This window comes from Herbiconiux sp. (genome assembly GCF_004297105.1).
In the GTDB taxonomy this organism is placed as follows: Bacteria; Actinomycetota; Actinomycetes; order Actinomycetales; family Microbacteriaceae; genus Herbiconiux.
In genome coordinates this window covers 327,082-343,550 of sequence record NZ_SCVE01000006.1, presented here as the reverse complement: position 1 = coordinate 343,550, position 16,469 = coordinate 327,082, and the positions used below count along the sequence as shown (strand labels likewise).

The 16,469-nt window shown below is 68.0% G+C and carries 17 protein-coding genes; 8 read left to right on the top strand and 9 right to left on the bottom strand.

Annotated elements, in window-relative coordinates; genetic code table 11:
• Positions 1–103 precede the first annotated feature (103 nt).
• The 5 genes from EPO52_RS03080 to xseA all read right to left on the bottom strand — a co-directional run bounded on the left by EPO52_RS03080 (position 104) and on the right by xseA (position 4,550).
• Entirely contained in the window at positions 104–1,522 is a 1,419-nt protein-coding gene (locus EPO52_RS03080) for a class II fumarate hydratase (RefSeq protein ID WP_290801722.1), read from the bottom strand.
• A 126-nt stretch (positions 1,523–1,648) separates the two neighbouring features.
• Positions 1,649–2,299, bottom strand: coding sequence for a carbonic anhydrase (locus tag EPO52_RS03075; protein ID WP_290801719.1), 651 nt, complete (start codon positions 2,297–2,299; stop codon positions 1,649–1,651).
• Entirely contained in the window at positions 2,299–2,994 is a 696-nt protein-coding gene (locus tag EPO52_RS03070; RefSeq protein WP_290801717.1) for a DUF4245 domain-containing protein, read from the bottom strand. Before EPO52_RS03070 ends, EPO52_RS03075 begins: the two co-directional genes overlap by 1 nt.
• Positions 2,995–3,020: 26 nt before the next feature.
• Positions 3,021–3,269 carry an exodeoxyribonuclease VII small subunit gene (locus tag EPO52_RS03065; protein ID WP_290801714.1) on the bottom strand — a complete coding sequence of 83 codons (249 nt, stop codon included), beginning with the start codon at positions 3,267–3,269 and terminating at the stop codon, positions 3,021–3,023.
• A gap of 9 nt (positions 3,270–3,278) precedes the next feature.
• Positions 3,279–4,550: an exodeoxyribonuclease VII large subunit gene (gene xseA, locus EPO52_RS03060; RefSeq protein WP_290801712.1), complete on the bottom strand. Its 1,272-nt coding sequence runs from the start codon at positions 4,548–4,550 to the stop codon at positions 3,279–3,281.
• Between the two features lie 164 nt (positions 4,551–4,714).
• Here xseA and EPO52_RS03055 point away from each other — a divergent pair, with 164 nt between their 5' ends.
• Positions 4,715–5,749 carry a 4-hydroxy-3-methylbut-2-enyl diphosphate reductase gene (locus tag EPO52_RS03055; RefSeq protein ID WP_290801817.1) on the top strand — a complete coding sequence of 345 codons (1,035 nt, stop codon included), beginning with the start codon at positions 4,715–4,717 and terminating at the stop codon, positions 5,747–5,749.
• 16 nt (positions 5,750–5,765) lie between these two features.
• Here the strand turns inward: EPO52_RS03055 and EPO52_RS03050 are convergent, their stop codons facing one another.
• Complete coding sequence (locus EPO52_RS03050; RefSeq protein ID WP_290801709.1) at positions 5,766–6,338, bottom strand: DUF6264 family protein; 573 nt, start codon at positions 6,336–6,338, stop codon at positions 5,766–5,768.
• 46 nt (positions 6,339–6,384) lie between these two features.
• Positions 6,385–7,410 carry a class II fructose-bisphosphate aldolase gene (fbaA, locus tag EPO52_RS03045; RefSeq protein WP_290801707.1) on the bottom strand — a complete coding sequence of 342 codons (1,026 nt, stop codon included), beginning with the start codon at positions 7,408–7,410 and terminating at the stop codon, positions 6,385–6,387.
• Positions 7,411–7,560: 150 nt separating this feature from the next.
• Between fbaA and glpX the strand changes: the two genes are divergently transcribed.
• Complete coding sequence (gene glpX / locus EPO52_RS03040; protein ID WP_290801704.1) at positions 7,561–8,544, top strand: class II fructose-bisphosphatase; 984 nt, start codon at positions 7,561–7,563, stop codon at positions 8,542–8,544.
• 421 nt (positions 8,545–8,965) lie between these two features.
• Here glpX and rmuC read toward each other — a convergent pair whose 3' ends face one another.
• Positions 8,966–10,708: a DNA recombination protein RmuC gene (gene rmuC, locus EPO52_RS03035; RefSeq protein WP_290801701.1), complete on the bottom strand. Its 1,743-nt coding sequence runs from the start codon at positions 10,706–10,708 to the stop codon at positions 8,966–8,968.
• Between the two features lie 145 nt (positions 10,709–10,853).
• Here rmuC and EPO52_RS03030 point away from each other — a divergent pair, with 145 nt between their 5' ends.
• Both EPO52_RS03030 and ychF read left to right on the top strand, forming a co-directional pair.
• Positions 10,854–12,353: a CoA-acylating methylmalonate-semialdehyde dehydrogenase gene (locus EPO52_RS03030; protein ID WP_290801698.1), complete on the top strand. Its 1,500-nt coding sequence runs from the start codon at positions 10,854–10,856 to the stop codon at positions 12,351–12,353.
• 82 nt (positions 12,354–12,435) lie between these two features.
• Positions 12,436–13,509 carry a redox-regulated ATPase YchF gene (gene ychF / locus EPO52_RS03025; protein ID WP_290801695.1) on the top strand — a complete coding sequence of 358 codons (1,074 nt, stop codon included), beginning with the start codon at positions 12,436–12,438 and terminating at the stop codon, positions 13,507–13,509.
• Positions 13,510–13,563: 54 nt separating this feature from the next.
• On the opposite strand, the gene EPO52_RS03020 is transcribed toward ychF, so the two are convergent.
• Positions 13,564–14,061: a DUF427 domain-containing protein gene (locus EPO52_RS03020; RefSeq protein ID WP_290801692.1), complete on the bottom strand. Its 498-nt coding sequence runs from the start codon at positions 14,059–14,061 to the stop codon at positions 13,564–13,566.
• 35 nt (positions 14,062–14,096) lie between these two features.
• Here EPO52_RS03020 and EPO52_RS03015 point away from each other — a divergent pair, with 35 nt between their 5' ends.
• From EPO52_RS03015 to EPO52_RS03000, 4 genes are all read left to right on the top strand, one after another.
• Positions 14,097–14,699 (top strand): LON peptidase substrate-binding domain-containing protein, encoded by a 603-nt coding sequence (locus EPO52_RS03015; RefSeq protein WP_290801689.1) that lies wholly within the window; start codon positions 14,097–14,099, stop codon positions 14,697–14,699.
• 210 nt (positions 14,700–14,909) lie between these two features.
• Positions 14,910–15,371 carry a DUF4262 domain-containing protein gene (locus EPO52_RS03010; RefSeq protein ID WP_290801686.1) on the top strand — a complete coding sequence of 154 codons (462 nt, stop codon included), beginning with the start codon at positions 14,910–14,912 and terminating at the stop codon, positions 15,369–15,371.
• A 44-nt stretch (positions 15,372–15,415) separates the two neighbouring features.
• Positions 15,416–15,583, top strand: a complete 168-nt coding sequence (locus tag EPO52_RS03005; protein ID WP_290801683.1) for a hypothetical protein — start codon at positions 15,416–15,418, stop codon at positions 15,581–15,583.
• Between the two features lie 67 nt (positions 15,584–15,650).
• Positions 15,651–16,409: a hypothetical protein gene (locus EPO52_RS03000; protein WP_290801680.1), complete on the top strand. Its 759-nt coding sequence runs from the start codon at positions 15,651–15,653 to the stop codon at positions 16,407–16,409.
• The last annotated feature ends 60 nt before the right edge of the window (positions 16,410–16,469 follow it).

Here is a 16,469-nt window from a genome sequence, read left to right as displayed (position 1 = left end):
CGGAAACGACGGAGTTTCGCCCCGAAACGCGGAAACGACGGAGTCTGGGCCCGTCAGTACCGGGAGACTCCGTCGTTTCCGAGGGGGAGAGGGAAGGGAGGGGCTACTTCGCGGCCGGCGGGCGGGTCATCGAGAGCACGTCGAGGGCCGCGTCGAGCTGCTCGAGGGTGACCTCGCCGCGCTCCACGAAGCCGAGGTCGATGACGGCCTCGCGCACCGTGATGCCCTTGGCCACCGAGTGCTTCGCGATCTTCGCCGCGGCCTCGTAGCCGATGATGCGGTTGAGCGGGGTGACGATCGACGGCGACGACTCGGCCAGCGCGCGGGCGCGCTCGAGGTTCGCCTCCAGACCCGCCACCGTCTTGTCGGCGAGCAGCACGGCCGAGTTCGACAGCAGGCGGATCGACTCGAGCAGCGCGGTGCCCATCACCGGGATGGCCACGTTGAGCTCGAACGCTCCGGATGCGCCCGACCACGCGATCGAGGCGTCGTTACCGATGACGCGCGAGCACACCATCAGCACCGCTTCGGGAATGACCGGGTTGACCTTGCCGGGCATGATCGACGACCCGGGCTGAAGGTCGGGGATGTGCAGCTCGCCGATGCCGGTGTTCGGGCCCGATCCCATCCAGCGCAGGTCGTTGCAGATCTTCGTGAGCGACACGGCGAGCACCCGCAGGGCACCGGATGCCTCCACCAGCGAGTCGCGGGCACCCTGCGCCTCGAAGTGGTCGCGGGCTTCGGTGATCGGCAGGCCGGTCTCGTCGGCGAGAAGCGCGATCACGAGCTGCGGGAAGCCGGCGGGAGTGTTGATGCCCGTGCCGACCGCGGTGCCGCCGAGCGGAACCTCGGCGACGCGGGGGAGCGCCGACTTCACACGCTCGATGCCGAGGCGGATCTGCATGGCGTAGCCGCCGAACTCCTGGCCGAGGGTGACGGGAGTCGCATCCATGAGGTGCGTACGGCCCGACTTCACGGCGCCGGCCCACAGCACCGCTTTTTCCTCCAGCGCTGAGGCGAGGTGCTCGAGCGACGGGATGAGGTCATGGATGAGCGCGCCCGTGACCGCCACGTGCACCGACGTGGGGAACACGTCGTTCGACGACTGCGAGGCGTTCACGTGGTCGTTCGGATGAACGGTCGAACCGAGCGAGGCGGTGGCGAGCGAGGAGAGCACCTCGTTCATGTTCATGTTCGACGACGTGCCCGAACCCGTCTGGTAGACGTCGATCGGGAAGTCGGTGTCGTCGAACTCGCCCGTGATCACCCGGTCGGCGGCTGAGGCGATGGCATCCGCGATGCCCTGGTCGAGCACGCCGAGCTTCGCGTTGGCGATGGCTGCCGCCTTCTTGATGCGGGCGAGCGCCGCGATCTGCGCGGGCTCGAGCCCGTCGCCCGAGACGGGGAAGTTCTCGACCGCACGCTGCGTCTGAGCGCCGTAGAGAGCGGATGCGGGCACCCGCACCTCGCCCATGGTGTCGTGCTCGATGCGGTACTCGGTCTCGGGAGCGTTCTCCACCACTGTGTGGTCGTCCTTTCCTCAAGCCGCGGGCCCAGTGCCCGGGCGTCGTGAATGTTCGTGGATGTTCGGTGCGGATGCGTGGCTCGCCGGTCGAGCCGACGGCCGAAGCAGAAGCAGGTCTGGTGGTCAGATGTCGCCGATGACCAGGTCGGGCACGGCACGGCCTTCCGCAAGGCGGTAGTTGGCGCCGACCACAGCCAATCTACCCTCCGCGACCGCCGCCGTGATGATCTCCGACGACTCCAGCAGCTCGCCCACGGTGTCACGGAGATGTTCGCGGCCCACGTCTCCCGCATCGGGTGCGGAGAGGAGTGAGCCGTCGTCGGCCCGATCGGCCGGCACCTTCGCGATGGCGGGCACGATCTGTTGCACGAGACTCTGGATGTGCGGGGGAAGCGGCGCCGCATCCGGCAGCTGCGAATCGATCGCGGCCCGCACGGCGCCGCACTCGTCGTGGCCGAGCACGACGATCAGCGCGACACCGAGAACCTCCACCGCGTACTCGAGGCTGCCGATGACCGACTCGGAGATGACCTGGCCCGCGTTGCGCACCACGAAGAGGTCGCCGAGCCCGAGGTCGAAGATGATCTCGGCGGCCAGGCGCGAATCGGCGCAGCCGAAAAGCGCTGCGCGCGGAGTCTGCAGGTGTGCCAGCTCGGCGCGGGTCTCGACGTCTTGCCGCGGGTGCTTCGGAGTGCCGGCGATGAAGCGCTCGTTACCGCGCACCATCGTGGCCCACACTCGGGCGGGCGTGGTGGACTTCTCGGTGTCGGGCATCAGCCGTTGCCTCCAGAGGTCGTGTCGGTGGTCGAGTCGTCGATGACGGTGCTCTGCTGGGCGAGCACATTGGCGCTGATCGCGCGCGCCACGGTCTCGAAGTCGGCCGGATCGGCGCCGCCCGCGAGCACGTACGTGGTGTGCGCCGACTCCGTGCTCATGGCGTACTTCGCGTTGCCGACATCCGCGGTCGACGAGCGGTTGTCATAGATGGTCCATTCCACGCCGTCGATGGTGACGACTCCGGATGCGTACCCCTGGGCCACCTGGTCGGCCAGCCAACTCGGGTTCGCGTCGACCGCCTGCGTGAGGCCCAGGAACTGGTTGCCCGGCGTGATGAGACCGATGTACCACGAGACCACCTCGTCGCGGGTGGCCGTGCGGATCTCGGCCGCGTTCGACGTCCAGCCCTCGGGGAGCTCGGGCACCGCGAGCGGAATGGGCATGGAGCTCTGCGCACCGGCCGCCACCTGGGTGAAGTCGACATCCGGCAGCAAGGAGGTGTCGGTGCGCGGCACCAGGAACACGATCACGGCCACGAGCCCCACCGACACCAGGAGGGCGTAGATGAGGTTGCGCAGCGTCTTGCGGTCGCGATAGAGCCGGGACTGTTCCGCCTTGCGGGCCGCGGTCTCGTCGGGCGTCTCGGGGCGGCCGAGCTCGGCCACGACTCGCGGCTGATCGTTCTTAGCCATGGGGCTGCTCCATCTCGGCGACCGCCCTATTCCGCGACCGCACCGCGAGCGGCGTCGAGGCGGGCTTTCGCACCGATGAGCCACTCCTCGCACCGCGAGGCGAGCGCCTCGCCGCGCTCCCAGAGAGCCAGCGACTGCTCGAGCGTGGCCGAGCCCTGCTCCAGCTCGTTGACCACGCGCACGAGCTCGTCGCGCGCCTGCTCGTAGCTGAGTGCCTGAACGTCGGCGGGTGCGGCAGGGGTGCCGGATCCGGCGGAGACGGGCGAAGAAGCCATACTCCGATCCTACCGATTCCCTCGGGGCGAGTCGTCGCCGTGAGCCCCGGATGAGACGGCGTCGAGGGCTCCCTCGGCCACCGTGATGGTGAGCCGGGTGTCGGCGGGAGCATCGGTCGCCGACCTCACGATGTGGCCCGCCCCCCCACCGCTCGCGGCCTGCACGATGGCGTAGCCCCGGTCGAGGGTGCGTTGGGGCGAGAGGGCCCGCAGGTGCCCGGCCAGTTCGCGCACCTGATTGCGTTCGCGCTCGATCACCCGGGTGACGAGCTCTTCGCCGCGGGCGACGTAGCGGGTGAGGTCTTCGGAGCGGTGATCGATGATCCAGCCCGCGTTCGCGAGAGCCGGCCGCGACCGCACCTGGGCGATGCGGTCGATCTCCATCGCCACGATCGACGAGACACGACCCCGGATGCGCAGCCGCGCCTGGTCGACGCGGTGCCGCTCCTCGGTGACATCGGGCACGACGCGCTTCGCCGCATCCGTCGGTGTGGAAGCGCGCAGATCGGCCACGAAGTCGAGAAGCGGCTGGTCGGCCTCATGGCCGATGGCGCTCACGATCGGAGTCGTGGCAGCGGCCGCGGCACGGATCACGCTCTCGTCGCTGAAGCCCAGGAGGTTCTGGAAGTCGCCGCCGCCACGGGCCACGATGATGACGTCGATCTCGGGATCGGCGTCGAGCAGTTCGATGGCGTTCACGACCTCGCGTGCCGTGCGATCACCCTGGACCGCCGCGTGGACGACGCGGAAGCGCACCGAGGGCCAGCGCAACTGGGCGTTGCGCAGCACGTCTTTCTCGGCGTCGCTGTCTTTGCCCGTGATGAGCCCGACGCCGGAGGGGAGGAAGGGCAGCGGTTTCTTACGGCCGGCGTCGAAGAGCCCTTCGGCTGCCAGCTGCGCCTTCAGGCGCTCGAGCCGTTCGAGCAGATCGCCGAGGCCCACGTGCCGCATCTCGTAGACCTGCATGGTGAGGCTGCCGCCCTTGACCCAGTAGTTGGGCTTGATGAGCGCGATCACCCGGTCGCCCTGCTTCAGATCGGCCGGGATGCGCGCCTTCACCGACGACCAGATGGTGAAGCCGATGGTGGCGTCGACCGCGAGGTCTTTCAGCTTGCCGTAGACGTTGCCGCCCGAGACGCCCCACTGCGTGATCTCACCCTCGACCCACGCGGTGCCGAGACGGTCGATGTAGGCGCGCACCTTCTGCGCGAGCTCGCCGACGGGCCATGGGTTCTCGGCGGTCGGCGGCCCGGAGACGTCGGGGGCGGGTGAATCGGTCACGGGCTCCACCTTTCCACACGCCGCCGCCATCGGAGGTGGTGGCGGGTGACCTGTGGAGGACTGCCCTCGGTGAGCGGATGTGCGCATCCGGAGCCCCGGGTCCCTACCCAGCCGAGGCCAAGTACACTCGTTCCGTGAGCAATCCCACGACCATCAGCCTTCCGATGCCCCGGATTCCCGGCGTTCGCAACCGGCTCAAAGACAACCCGGTCGCGGGCCACAAGCGCGTTCTGCTGGCGGCTCCCCGCGGCTACTGCGCGGGAGTCGACCGGGCGGTCGTCGCCGTCGAGAAGGCTCTCGAGAACTACGGCGCCCCCGTCTATGTGCGCAAGCAGATCGTGCACAACGTGCACGTCGTCTCCACGCTCGAGAAGCGCGGCGCCATCTTCGTCGAGGAGGTCGACGAGGTGCCCGCGGGCGCCCACGTCGTGTTCTCGGCGCACGGGGTCTCTCCCGCGGTCGTTCAGGGTGCCGCCGATCGAGGCCTCCAGGCCATCGACGCCACCTGCCCGCTCGTCACGAAGGTGCACCGTGAAGCCGTGCGCTTCGCGCGCGACGACTTCGAGATCCTGTTGATCGGCCACGAGGGTCACGAAGAGGTCGAGGGCACCGCGGGGGAGGCGCCCGAGCACATCACGCTCGTCGGCAGCCCGGATGCGGTGGCCGACATCGAGGTCAAAGACCCCGACAAGGTGGTGTGGCTCTCGCAGACCACGCTCTCGGTCGACGAGACCATGGAGACCGTGCGCCGTCTGCGGGAGAAGTTCCCGAACCTTCAGGATCCGCCGTCCGACGACATCTGCTACGCCACCCAGAACCGTCAGGTGGCCATCAAGAAGGTGGCGCAGGGCGCCGACCTCGTGATCGTGGTGGGCTCGGCGAACTCGTCGAACTCGGTGCGCCTCGTCGAGGTCGCGCTGGAATACGGGGCCAAGGCCGCGTACCGCGTCGACTACGCCCACGAGGTGAAGCAGGAGTGGCTCGACGGCGTCGAGACGGTGGGGGTGACCTCCGGCGCCTCGGTGCCCGAGGTGCTCGTGCAGGAGCTGCTCGACGACCTCGCAGGTGCCGGTTACGGCGACATCGAGACGGTGCAGACGGCGGAGGAAGACCTCGTGTTCTCCCTGCCGAAGGAGCTGCGCCGCGACACCTCCGGCGCGAAGGACGCGCGTGCGCTGGGCGGCCGTCACCGCGCCTGAGGCCGACTGATCCGCGCTACGGCCGGGGTGAGCTGTCGAGAATGGCGTTGACGATCGCGCCGTCGGCGAAGAACGCCAGGATCAGCACGAAGAACAGCAGCATGAAGCTGAGTACGGCCACGCCCAAGGGGATGTAGAACGCCGTACGCCGGGCACGCACCGCCTTCACCGACAGCCATACGGCGAGGCCGTACAGCAGCACGGTGAGCACCGAACCCACCACCCCGAGAAGGGTGCCGGCGGTGGTGGCCGTGTAGGTGACGTCGAGGTTCTGCGTGTCGAGCACCTCTTGGATGATCGACGGCAAGGTCAGCAGGCTCGTGACCGTGTTGGCCGTGGCGAAGAACCCGATGACGAGCAGGATGACGGTGAAGACGAGGTCTCCGACGGCGACGGGCTTCTGGGAACCATCGGCAGCGGCCGCCGGTGCCTGCCGCGCAGCGACGGCCGGGCGCCCCGACGAGGCCGGCGCCGGAGCCGGAGAAGCGGACGGCGCGTCCGCATCCGGGGTCGCCTGGTGAGGCGGCTGCCAGACCCAGCCCTCGGGGGCCAGTTCTCCGTACTTCGGTTTCGGTCGTTCGTCGGTCACGCGTTCTCCAGTGAGGGGGTCACCCTCATTGTGGTGGGTCGGCCTGTCACTTGCCCGAGTGCCCGGCGGAGCCGAGCTGCTGGGTGGCCTCGACCACGCGGGCGGCCATGGCGCTCTCGGCGCTCTTGCCCCAGGCGCGGGGGTCGTAGACCTTCTTGTTGCCCACCTCGCCGTCGAGCTTCAGCACGCCGTCGTAGTTCGTGAACATCCAGCCGGCGATGTCGCGGGTGAAGGCGTACTGGGTGTCGGTGTCGATGTTCATCTTCACGACGCCGTTGGCGACGGCCTCGGCGATCTCGGCGTCGGAGGAGCCCGATCCGCCGTGGAAGACGAGGTCGAGCGGCTTCGGGCCGTGACCGAACTTCTCGGTGAGGCCGGCCTGGATCTCGCCCAGCAGTTCCGGCTTCAGCTTCACGCCGCCGGGCTTGTAGACGCCGTGCACGTTGCCGAAGGTGAGGGCGGCCATGTACCGGCCGTTCTCGCCGAGGCCGAGGGCCTCGACGGTCTTCGTGGCGTCGTCGAGCGTGGTGTACAGGTGCTCGTTGATCTCATGGGCGACACCGTCTTCTTCGCCGCCGACGACACCGATCTCGACCTCGAGGATGGCGTTGATGGCCTTCATGCGCTTCAGCACGTCGACCGCGATCTCGAGGTTCTCCTCGAGCGGAACGGCCGAGCCGTCCCACATGTGCGACTGGAAGATCGGCTCGCGGCCGGCCTTGACCTCGGCCTCGGAGGCCTCGATGAGAGGGTAGACGAAGTCGGCGAGGGCCGGCTTCGGGCAGTGGTCGGTGTGCAGCGCGACGGTGATGGGGTAGTTCTTCGCCACCTGGTGGGCGAACGCGGCGAAGGCGAGAGCGCCGGTGGCGCGGGCCTTGACGCTCTGGCCGGCGAAGTAGTCGGCACCGCCGGTGGTGACCTGGATGATGCCGTCCGAACCGGCGTCGGCGAGGCCCTGCAGCACGGCGTTCAGGGTCTGCGATGACGAGACGTTGACCGCGGGGTAGGCGAAGCCGCCGGCCTTGGCCTTATCGAGCATCTCTGCATACTGGTCGGGGGTTGCAATGGGCATGTCATCTCCTTTGGTGGGCGCGCGATCGCGGCGCGCCGGCCTGTGCCGTTCCCTCCTGAGTCTAGTGAGAGACGGGGCCCCGGAACCGGCGCGGCGGGCCGGATGCGCGGCCCGATAGGCTGATCGAGGCACTCCGAGGAAGGAATCCCCATGACCGCTGACAGCGCTCCTCTCTACGAACACCCCGACCGCAACCTCGCGCTGGAGCTCGTACGAGCCACCGAGGCTGCCGCGATCCGGGCTCAGCCGTTCATCGGCAAGGGCGACAAGAACGCCGCCGACGGCGCAGCGGTGGATGCGATGCGCGCCTTCCTCGGCACGGTCGACTTCGCCGGCGTGATCGTGATCGGTGAGGGCGAGAAAGACGAGGCGCCCATGCTGTTCAACGGCGAAGAGGTCGGTACCGGCCGTGGCCCCGCCTGCGACATCGCGGTCGACCCGATCGACGGCACCTCGCTCACCGCGTCGGGCCGGCAGAACGCCATCTCGATGCTGGCCGCATCCGATCGGGGCACCATGCTCGACGCCTCCTCGGTGTTCTACATGAACAAGATCGTCACGGATGCCGACGGCATCGGCGTGATCGACATCGACCGGCCCATCGGCGACAACATCCGCGCGCTGGCGAAGGCCAAGGGCAAGGAGGTGGGCGACATCCGCGTGGCCGTGCTCGACCGGCCGCGGCACCAGCAGCTCATCGACGACATCCGCGCCGCGGGCGCCGGCACCCGCCTCATGCTCGACGGCGACGTCGCGGGCGGCATCAACGCGGCCCGCTACGGCACGCGCATCGACATGTGCGTGGGTATCGGCGGCAGCCCCGAGGGCGTGGCCACGGCGTGCGCCATCAAGGCGCTCGGCGGGTTCATCCAGACCCGGCTCGCCCCGAAAGACGACGACGAGCGGCAGAAGGGCATCGACGCCGGGCTCGACATCGACATGCTCTACACGGCCGACGACCTCGTGAAGGGCGACAACACGTTCTTCGTGGCGACGGGCGTGACGGATGGCGGGCTCGTGGCGGGCGTCAAGCGCCTGGGGCCCATCATCCGCACCGAGTCGATCGTGCTGCGTTCGCACTCGGGCACCATCCGGCGGATCGAGGCGGACCACCTGGTCTCCAAGTGGCTTTAGGGGCCCCGCGGGGCGTCGGTCGGGCGTGGGGATTTCGCACTCCCGCTTAAGGGGTGAGCGGTCGGGCGTGGGGATTTCGCACTCCCGCCTAAGGGTTGAGCGGTCGGGCGTGGGGATTTCGCACTCCCGCCTAAGGGTTGAGCGGAGCTCAAAGGCGGCGGGAGCACGAAATCCCCACGCCCGACCTACGCGCCGTTCACTGTGTGGGAATGCAGGCCACCCGTGTTGTGGCTGTTCCCGCGGGTTCGGACAAACGTCGCGCTGACCTCGCCCTATGCGGCGTGGGTTGGCGCGACGTTTGGGATTGTCCCGTGAGATCGTGTCTGGGGGCTGTTCGTGGCGGAGTTACACAAACGTCGCGCCTACCTCGCCCCTGTTGGGGGTGGGTTGGCGCGACGTTTGTCGTTGTCCGCGGGGAGGGTCAGGCGTTGTCTGTGCCGGACTTCTTGTCGTCGTCGAGGTCGAGGTCGAGTTCGATGACGCGGGCGTGCTCGGTGTCGAGGTAGGCCACGTCGCGGTCGGGGGAGCCGCCGCCGAGGGCGTCGAGCTCGGCCACCGCGCGTTCGACTGCGGCGACGCGCTCCTCCTCTGATTCCTCGAAGTCGTGGTCGGACTCGACTTCGCCGTCGGGGTCGCTGGATTCTGCTCCGACGGATGCGGGGGCGCGGGAGGCCTGGGGCTCAGGCGCGGCGGCCGGCGCGTCGAGGGCGGCCGGCGCCTCGAGCTCGGCGAGGAGTTCGCGGCCCGTGATCTCCCGAGGAGCCTCCTCGATCGCATCGCGCTCGGGGAAGAGGTTGTCGCTCGAGAGCGCCGCCAGCTTGCGGGCGGTGGGGTACACCTGGCGTTCGAACGAGCCGATGAAGGCGTTGTAGTCCTTCACCGAGCGTTCGATGGTGTTGCCCAGCTTGTCGATGTGCGTCGCGGTCTTGCCGAGGCGCGTGTAGAGCTGCTGGCTGAGGTCGAAGAGCTGACGGGCCTCCTGCGTGAGAACGTCTTGCTGCCAGCTGAACGCCACCGTCTTGAGCACCGACCACAGGGTGACCGGCGACGCGAGCGCCACCTTCTTGCCGAAGGCGAACTCCATGATCGACGGATCGGCCTCGAGCGCCGACGACACCAGCGACTCGCTCGGGATGAAGGCGATCACGAGCTCGGGCGACGCCTCCAACCCGTTCCAGTAGCCCTTCGTGCCGAGCGCCGTGATGTGTGCGCGCAGCGCGGACACGTGCTTCTTCATGAGCTGGGTGCGCCGGTCGCCGTCGAGCCCGGTGGCGGATGCGGGAATCGCCGAAGCCTCGAGGTAGGCGTCGAACGGCACCTTCGCGTCGACCGCGATGTTCTTGCCGCCCGGGAGGTGCACCACCATGTCAGGGCGGCCCGCACCGGAGTCGCTCACGATCGAGGTCTGCACATCGAAGTCGACGCGCTCGATGAGCCCCGCCGCCTCCACCACGCTGCGCAGCTGCGTCTCGCCCCACACACCGCGCGTGCTGTTGGACCGGAGGGCGGATGCCAGCGACTCCGCCGTGGAGCGGAGCCGCTCCTCCGACTCCGTGGCCGACTTCAGCTGCTGCGAGAGCTCGCCGTACTGCTGCTGGCGCTGCGTCTCGAGTTCGACCACTTTCGCCTGCACGGCCTGGAGGCTCTCGCGCACGGGAGACAGGGCCACGAGAACCTTGCTGTCTTCGGCGACACGCGAGGCCTCGGCATCCTGGATCTCCTTCAGCCGCCGCTGGAAGTCGGTGAGCCGCTCCTCGAGGGCCGCGATCTGCGCCTTGTACTGCTCGTCTTGCTGGTCGAGCCGTTCGCGGGCCTGGGACTGGGCGAACGCGATGCGCTCCTCGTACTGTTCACGCGACAGTGCGCTCTGCTCCCGGTGGGAGAGCACGAGCGACTCGCTCTGATCGCGGAGCCCCGCCGCTGTCGCTTCGAGGGCTGCCAGTCGGCTCTGCAGTGCAGCGCGCTCCTCGACGAGCGACTCGACGCGACCGCGCACCTCGACCAGGTCGGAGGTGCGCTCGACCAGTGCCTGCTCGACGGTGGCTGCGGCGGACGGGGCGGCACCCGCATCCGTTCGCCGGCTGTGTGCGAGCAGCCAGCCCGCGACCGCGCCGAGGGCGAGACCGATGGCGAGGGCCAGGAGGAGGGGAAGCAGTGCATCCATGCTGACAGTGTGTCACCGGCCTCCGACAGCGGCGTCCACCATCGCCGGTGAGCCTCTATGCTTGCCAGCAACATCCGCTGCGGATGCGCCGACGAGGGCTCGCAGCAGCACCGCAGAAGCACCGCACGAACGGAAATCAGGAATCATGTCAGACACACTTCCCGTAGTGAACCACTGGGTCGGCGGAGCGGAGCTCGTCTCGACGAGCGGCCGCACGGCGCCGGTCTTCGACCCGGCTCTGGGCGTTCAGACGAAGAGCGTCGCACTCGCCGACGATGCCGAGATCGAGGCGGCCGTCGCCTCGGCCAAGGCCGCCTTCCCCGGCTGGCGCGACACCTCCATCGCGCGCCGTCAGCAGATCATCTTCACGTTCCGCGAGTTGCTGAACAGCCGCAAGGGCGAGCTCGCCGAGATCCTCACCGCCGAGCACGGCAAGGTGCTGTCGGATGCCGCGGGCGAGATCACCCGCGGGCTCGAGGTCGTGGAGCTCGCCACGGGGTTCCCGCACCTGCTGAAGGGCGAGTACTCGGAGAACGTGTCGACGGGGGTCGACGTGTACTCCACGAAGCAGCCGCTCGGTGTGGTCGGCATCATCTCGCCGTTCAACTTCCCGGCGATGGTGCCGCTGTGGTTCTTCCCGATCGCGATCGCGGCGGGCAACACGGTGGTGCTGAAGCCCTCTGAGAAAGACCCGTCGGCCGCGAACTGGCTGGCGGCGTTGTTCACGGAGGCCGGCCTGCCCGATGGTGTGCTGAACGTGCTGCACGGCGACAAGGTGGCGGTCGACGGTCTGCTGAACCACAACGACGTCAAGGCGATCTCGTTCGTGGGTTCCACCCCTATCGCGCAGTACATCTACGAGACGGCCGCGAAGAACGGCAAGCGCGTGCAGGCGCTGGGTGGGGCGAAGAACCACATGCTGGTGCTTCCGGATGCCGATCTCGACCTCGCGGCGGATGCCGCCATCAACGCCGGTTTCGGGTCGGCGGGCGAGCGCTGCATGGCCATCTCGGTGCTCGTGGCGGTCGAGCCGATCGCCGACGAGCTGGTGGCGAAGATCAAGGAGCGCATGGCGACGCTGAAGATCGGCGACGGCCGTCGCTCGTGCGACATGGGCCCGCTCGTCACCGAGGTGCACCGCGACAAGGTGGCGTCGTACATCGATGTCGCGAACTCCGACGGGGCCACCGTGGTGGTCGACGGACGCGGCATCGAGGTGGATGGTGCCGCCGAGGGCTTCTGGCTCGGCCCGACCCTGATCGACAACGTGCCGATCACGTCGAAGGTGTACCTCGACGAGATCTTCGGCCCGGTGCTGTCGGTGGTGCGCGTGCACTCCTACGAGGAGGGTGTCGATCTCATCAACAATGGCGCCTACGGCAACGGCACGGCGATCTTCACGAACGACGGGGGAGCGGCGCGCCGCTTCCAGAACGAGGTCGAGGTCGGCATGATCGGCATCAACGTGCCCATCCCGGTGCCCGTGGCCTACCACTCGTTCGGTGGCGTGAAAGACTCCATCTTCGGCGACTCGAAGGCCTACGGCTCGGCGGGCTTCCGCTTCTACACCCAGGAGAAGGCCATCACCTCGCGCTGGCTCGACCCGTCGCACGGCGGCATCAACCTCGGCTTCCCCCAGAACTGAGGCGCACATCCGTCACTTCCGGCCCCTCCCGAGCGTCTGAGGGGCCGAAAGTGACGGATTCAGCCGCGTAGGATGGACGACCGTGGCTCTTACTATCGCGATCGTCGGGCTGCCCAATGTGGGCAAGTCCACCCTGTTCAATGCCCTCACCAAGAACCAGGTTCTGGCGGCGAACTACCCGTTCGCCACCATCGAGCCGAACGTGGGCGTGGTGAACCTCCCGGATGCGCGCCTCACGGCGCTGGCGGGCATCTTCGGCAGTGAGCGCATCCTGCCCGCCCCCGTGTCGTTCGTCGACATCGCGGGCATCGTCAAGGGCGCGAGCGAGGGTGAGGGGCTCGGCAACAAGTTCCTCGCCAACATCCGGGAAGCGGATGCGATCGCCCAGGTCATCCGCGGCTTCACCGACCCCGACGTGGTGCACGTCGACGGCAAGGTCGACGCCGCGAGCGACATGGAGACCATCAACACCGAGCTGATCCTGGCCGACCTGCAGACCCTCGAGAAGGCGGAAGCGCGCTTCGAGAAGGAGGTCAAGGGCAAGAAGCTCGAGCCGATCGTGCTCTCGACGGCTCAGGAGGCGCGGGCGTACCTCGACACGGGCAAGCCGCTGTCGACCTCGTCGATCGACCTGGCGCCGATCCGCGAGCTGGGGCTCCTCACTGCGAAGCCCTTCATCTACGTATTCAATGTCGACGAGGACATCCTGAACGACGCCGCCCGCAAAGACGCCCTGGCGGCGCTCGTCGCCCCGGCGAAGGCGATCTTCCTCGACGCGAAGCTCGAGTCGGAGCTCATCGACCTCGACGAGGCCGATGCCGCCGAGATGCTGGCATCGACGGGCCAGGAGGAGAGCGGCCTCGACCAGCTGGCGCGGATCGGCTTCGACACGCTCGGTCTCCAGACCTACCTCACGGCAGGTCCCAAGGAATCGCGGGCGTGGACGATCGGCAAGGGCTGGACGGCCCCTCAGGCGGCGGGTGTGATCCACACCGACTTCCAGAAGGGCTTCATCAAAGCCGAGATCATCTCCTTCGACGACCTCGTGGCGACCGGGTCGATCGCCGAGGCGCGCGCCAAGGGCAAGGCCCGCATCGAGGGCAAGGACTACGTGATGCAAGACGGCGACGTCGTGGAGTTCCGCTTCAACAACTAGGCATCGTGAGCGACGCACCGGCGTTGTGCTTGGCGGTGTGGGTGACCCCGGCGTTCACCAGCCCTGTGAGCCGGGCGACCCTTTGAAGGGTCCGACGATGGCTCTCGTGATCCAGCCGCCGTAGAAGCCTCCGGGCTGCGGCGTGACGACCTCACCGTCGACTGTGCACTCGTCCATCTGTTGCGCGTAGACGGCGACGCGGTCTCGGAGCGGTTCGAACCCTGGCGACGGATGCGGGTAGTTCCACGCGCCAGCAGACCGCACCTCGCCTCCGCCGCGCACGTCGAGATATCGCGCGTTGCCCTTGAACTCGCAGAACGACGACCCGTCCGCGTCGACCAGCGTGCCGGCTGCGAAATCCGCGATCGGTAGGTAGTAGACCGGTGGATGGCTGGTCTCGAGCACCCGGACGACGTCTCGGGTCTCGACGATGAGCTGCCCACCCAGACGGATCGTGACAGACGCGTCGACGCGCTCGATGCGTGGCGGCCTCGGGTAGTCCCACACGGACTCCTGTCCCGTTCCTGGGATCTCTGGTCGCGGTCGGGGCACCTGTTCACCCTATGTCTTCGGTGCTTCACTTGAGCATGGCCCCCTCGCCGATGTTCCCGCTCGGATCAGTGCTGTTCCCATTCGCGCCCATCCCGGTGCGGGTCTTCGAGCCTCGGTATCTCACGATGGTCGGGCGATTGCTCGACGAGGACGAACCAGGGTTCGAGTTCGGCGTCGTCCTCATCGAGCGCGGACCCGAAGCCGGGGGTGGCGACCAGCGTGCCTCGGTCGGGACGATGGCGCGTCTCGTGAGCGCCGCCGCGGGCGCCGAAGACCTCCTGATCGTCGGCGTGGGGACCAAGCGGTTCACGGTCGAGCGCTGGGTCGACGAGGACCCGTATCCCCGGGCCGAGCTCTCGATGCTGCCGGATCTGGAGTGGTCTGAAGCGCTCGCACCCCTGCGGGCCGAGGCCGAAGCGGTTGTCCGCCGCGTGGTGGCCCGCATGGCGGAGCCGTACTCCGATGCCGGCATCGAGTTGTCGGAGGATCCCGTCGCAGCCGTCTGGCAACTGGCGGCGATCGCCCCGCTGGGCGAGTACGACAGGTACACCCTGTTGAGGTCGACATCGCTGGGAGGTCTTCTGCGCCAGCTGATCGATCTGACCCTCGAGGCCGAGGAGCTCTGGTCTGCCGAGTGAGGCATCGACCACCGCTCACCCCTTTGGTCCTTTCGTCCTCAATGAGACCGCGCCGCTGCAGAGGCTGAAATGGGCCTGACGCGAATTCGATGCCCGAGCGTCCGTCGCGTGATTGGCTCGCGGAGCGCGGCTCTTCGCGCGGACTCGGGCATCCACTACTGCCGGCCAGGGCAAAGCGAGGTATAGTCATGTCTCGAACGGGAGGTGCGGATGTCGGAGATGGACCCCCTCGGTGCGACTCGCGATCTCGTGGAGCGATACGGATGGGCGGTTCGTCACGTGCTGGCCGGCCGAATGCCGTCCGAACCCCCGTTCTCCTACACGATCGGCTTGAGCAGCCGGCCGCACCCCGAATTGGTGATCGTCGGGCTTCCGCCCGATGTCGCCAAGGCCTTCCTCGATATCGCCGTCGCGATGATCGACGACGGTCGGACGTTCGTGCCCGGAGAGATGGCCCACGGGCTCGCGGGTGATGATCGCCCGCTCGCGGTGATCCGCGTCGACGACGCACATGAGCTCAGCGCTGTGGAGGAGATCTACGGATCCGTGAACGCGCTGCAGCTGGTGTGGCCCGACTCGAGTGGCAGATTCCCCTGGGTGGTGGGATACGCGAACGCGGCTGAGGTCCAACCCCTGCTCGGTTCGATTCCGGGGGCGTGGAGATCCTCCTAGCGGAGTACGAGCCATTCGGCACGGATCATGGCAGGGTGGGGCGCATGGTTGGTATCGTCATCGTCGCAATCGTCGTCGGAATCGTTCTTCTCCTTCTCGGTGTCTTCGTCGAGGCCGCGAAGTTCTTGCTCTGGGTGGGGCTCGTCATCCTGATCCTCGCGATCATCGCGGGCATCCTGCGCTACATCCGGCGGGGCGCCAGCAACAGCTGACCCCGGCGGCGAGCCGCCCTTGCTACTGTCGGAGTGCGATATCGCGACCGAGCGCAGGGGGCCTCCGATGAACATGATCACCGTCGTCAAGAACGGTCGGCTCAACCCGGATGTCCGGCTCTGGACCGGTATCGCCGCTCTCGCCGTCGGCGGCCTCACGTTCGCCGAGTTCCTCGTGCAGGCACTGCTCGTGGGTGCCCGTCCGCCTCTCGACGACGATGTGGCGCTCACCGAGTTCATGGCCCGCACCGCGAACCAGACGCTCTTCACGATCCTCATCGACACGTTTCTCATGGCGGCCCTGATCGTGTTCCTCTCGGGATTCCGCCAGCTCATCACGCACACCCGGCCCGACCTCCAGTGGGTCGCCAACATCATGTACGGTTCCGGGCTGCTCTTCATCGCGGTCACCCTCGTGGGCGACGCGATGGAAGGCGGCACGGCGCTCGACACCACGAATCTGACTCCGGATGCGTCGTCCCTCCGAGCTCTGACGGTGGGCCACACCCTCATGTTCGGATCGATCGGATGCACCCTCAATGCCCTGGTGGCCGCATCCGCCGCCTACCTCACCTTGGCGTCGGACGCGCTGCCGCGCTGGACCGGCTGGATCGCCTACGCGGTGGCCGGACTCAACCTCCTCTCGGTGCCCACGATGTTCGGGGGCACGAGTCCCGACTCGTTCTTCGCGGCCGGGGGAGCAGCCACCGCATTGCTCGCGACCTTCCCCTGGCTCGTGTGGGTGGTGTGCGTGGGCTTCGTCGCCATCCGCGACCGCCGGCGGCTGGAGCATCTCGCTCCGGAGGTGCGCGCCGCGCTCGCGTGAGCTGAGCACACGAGATCGTACGCCGCCTCGTCAAGATGAGTAATGGTCATATAATCTCCA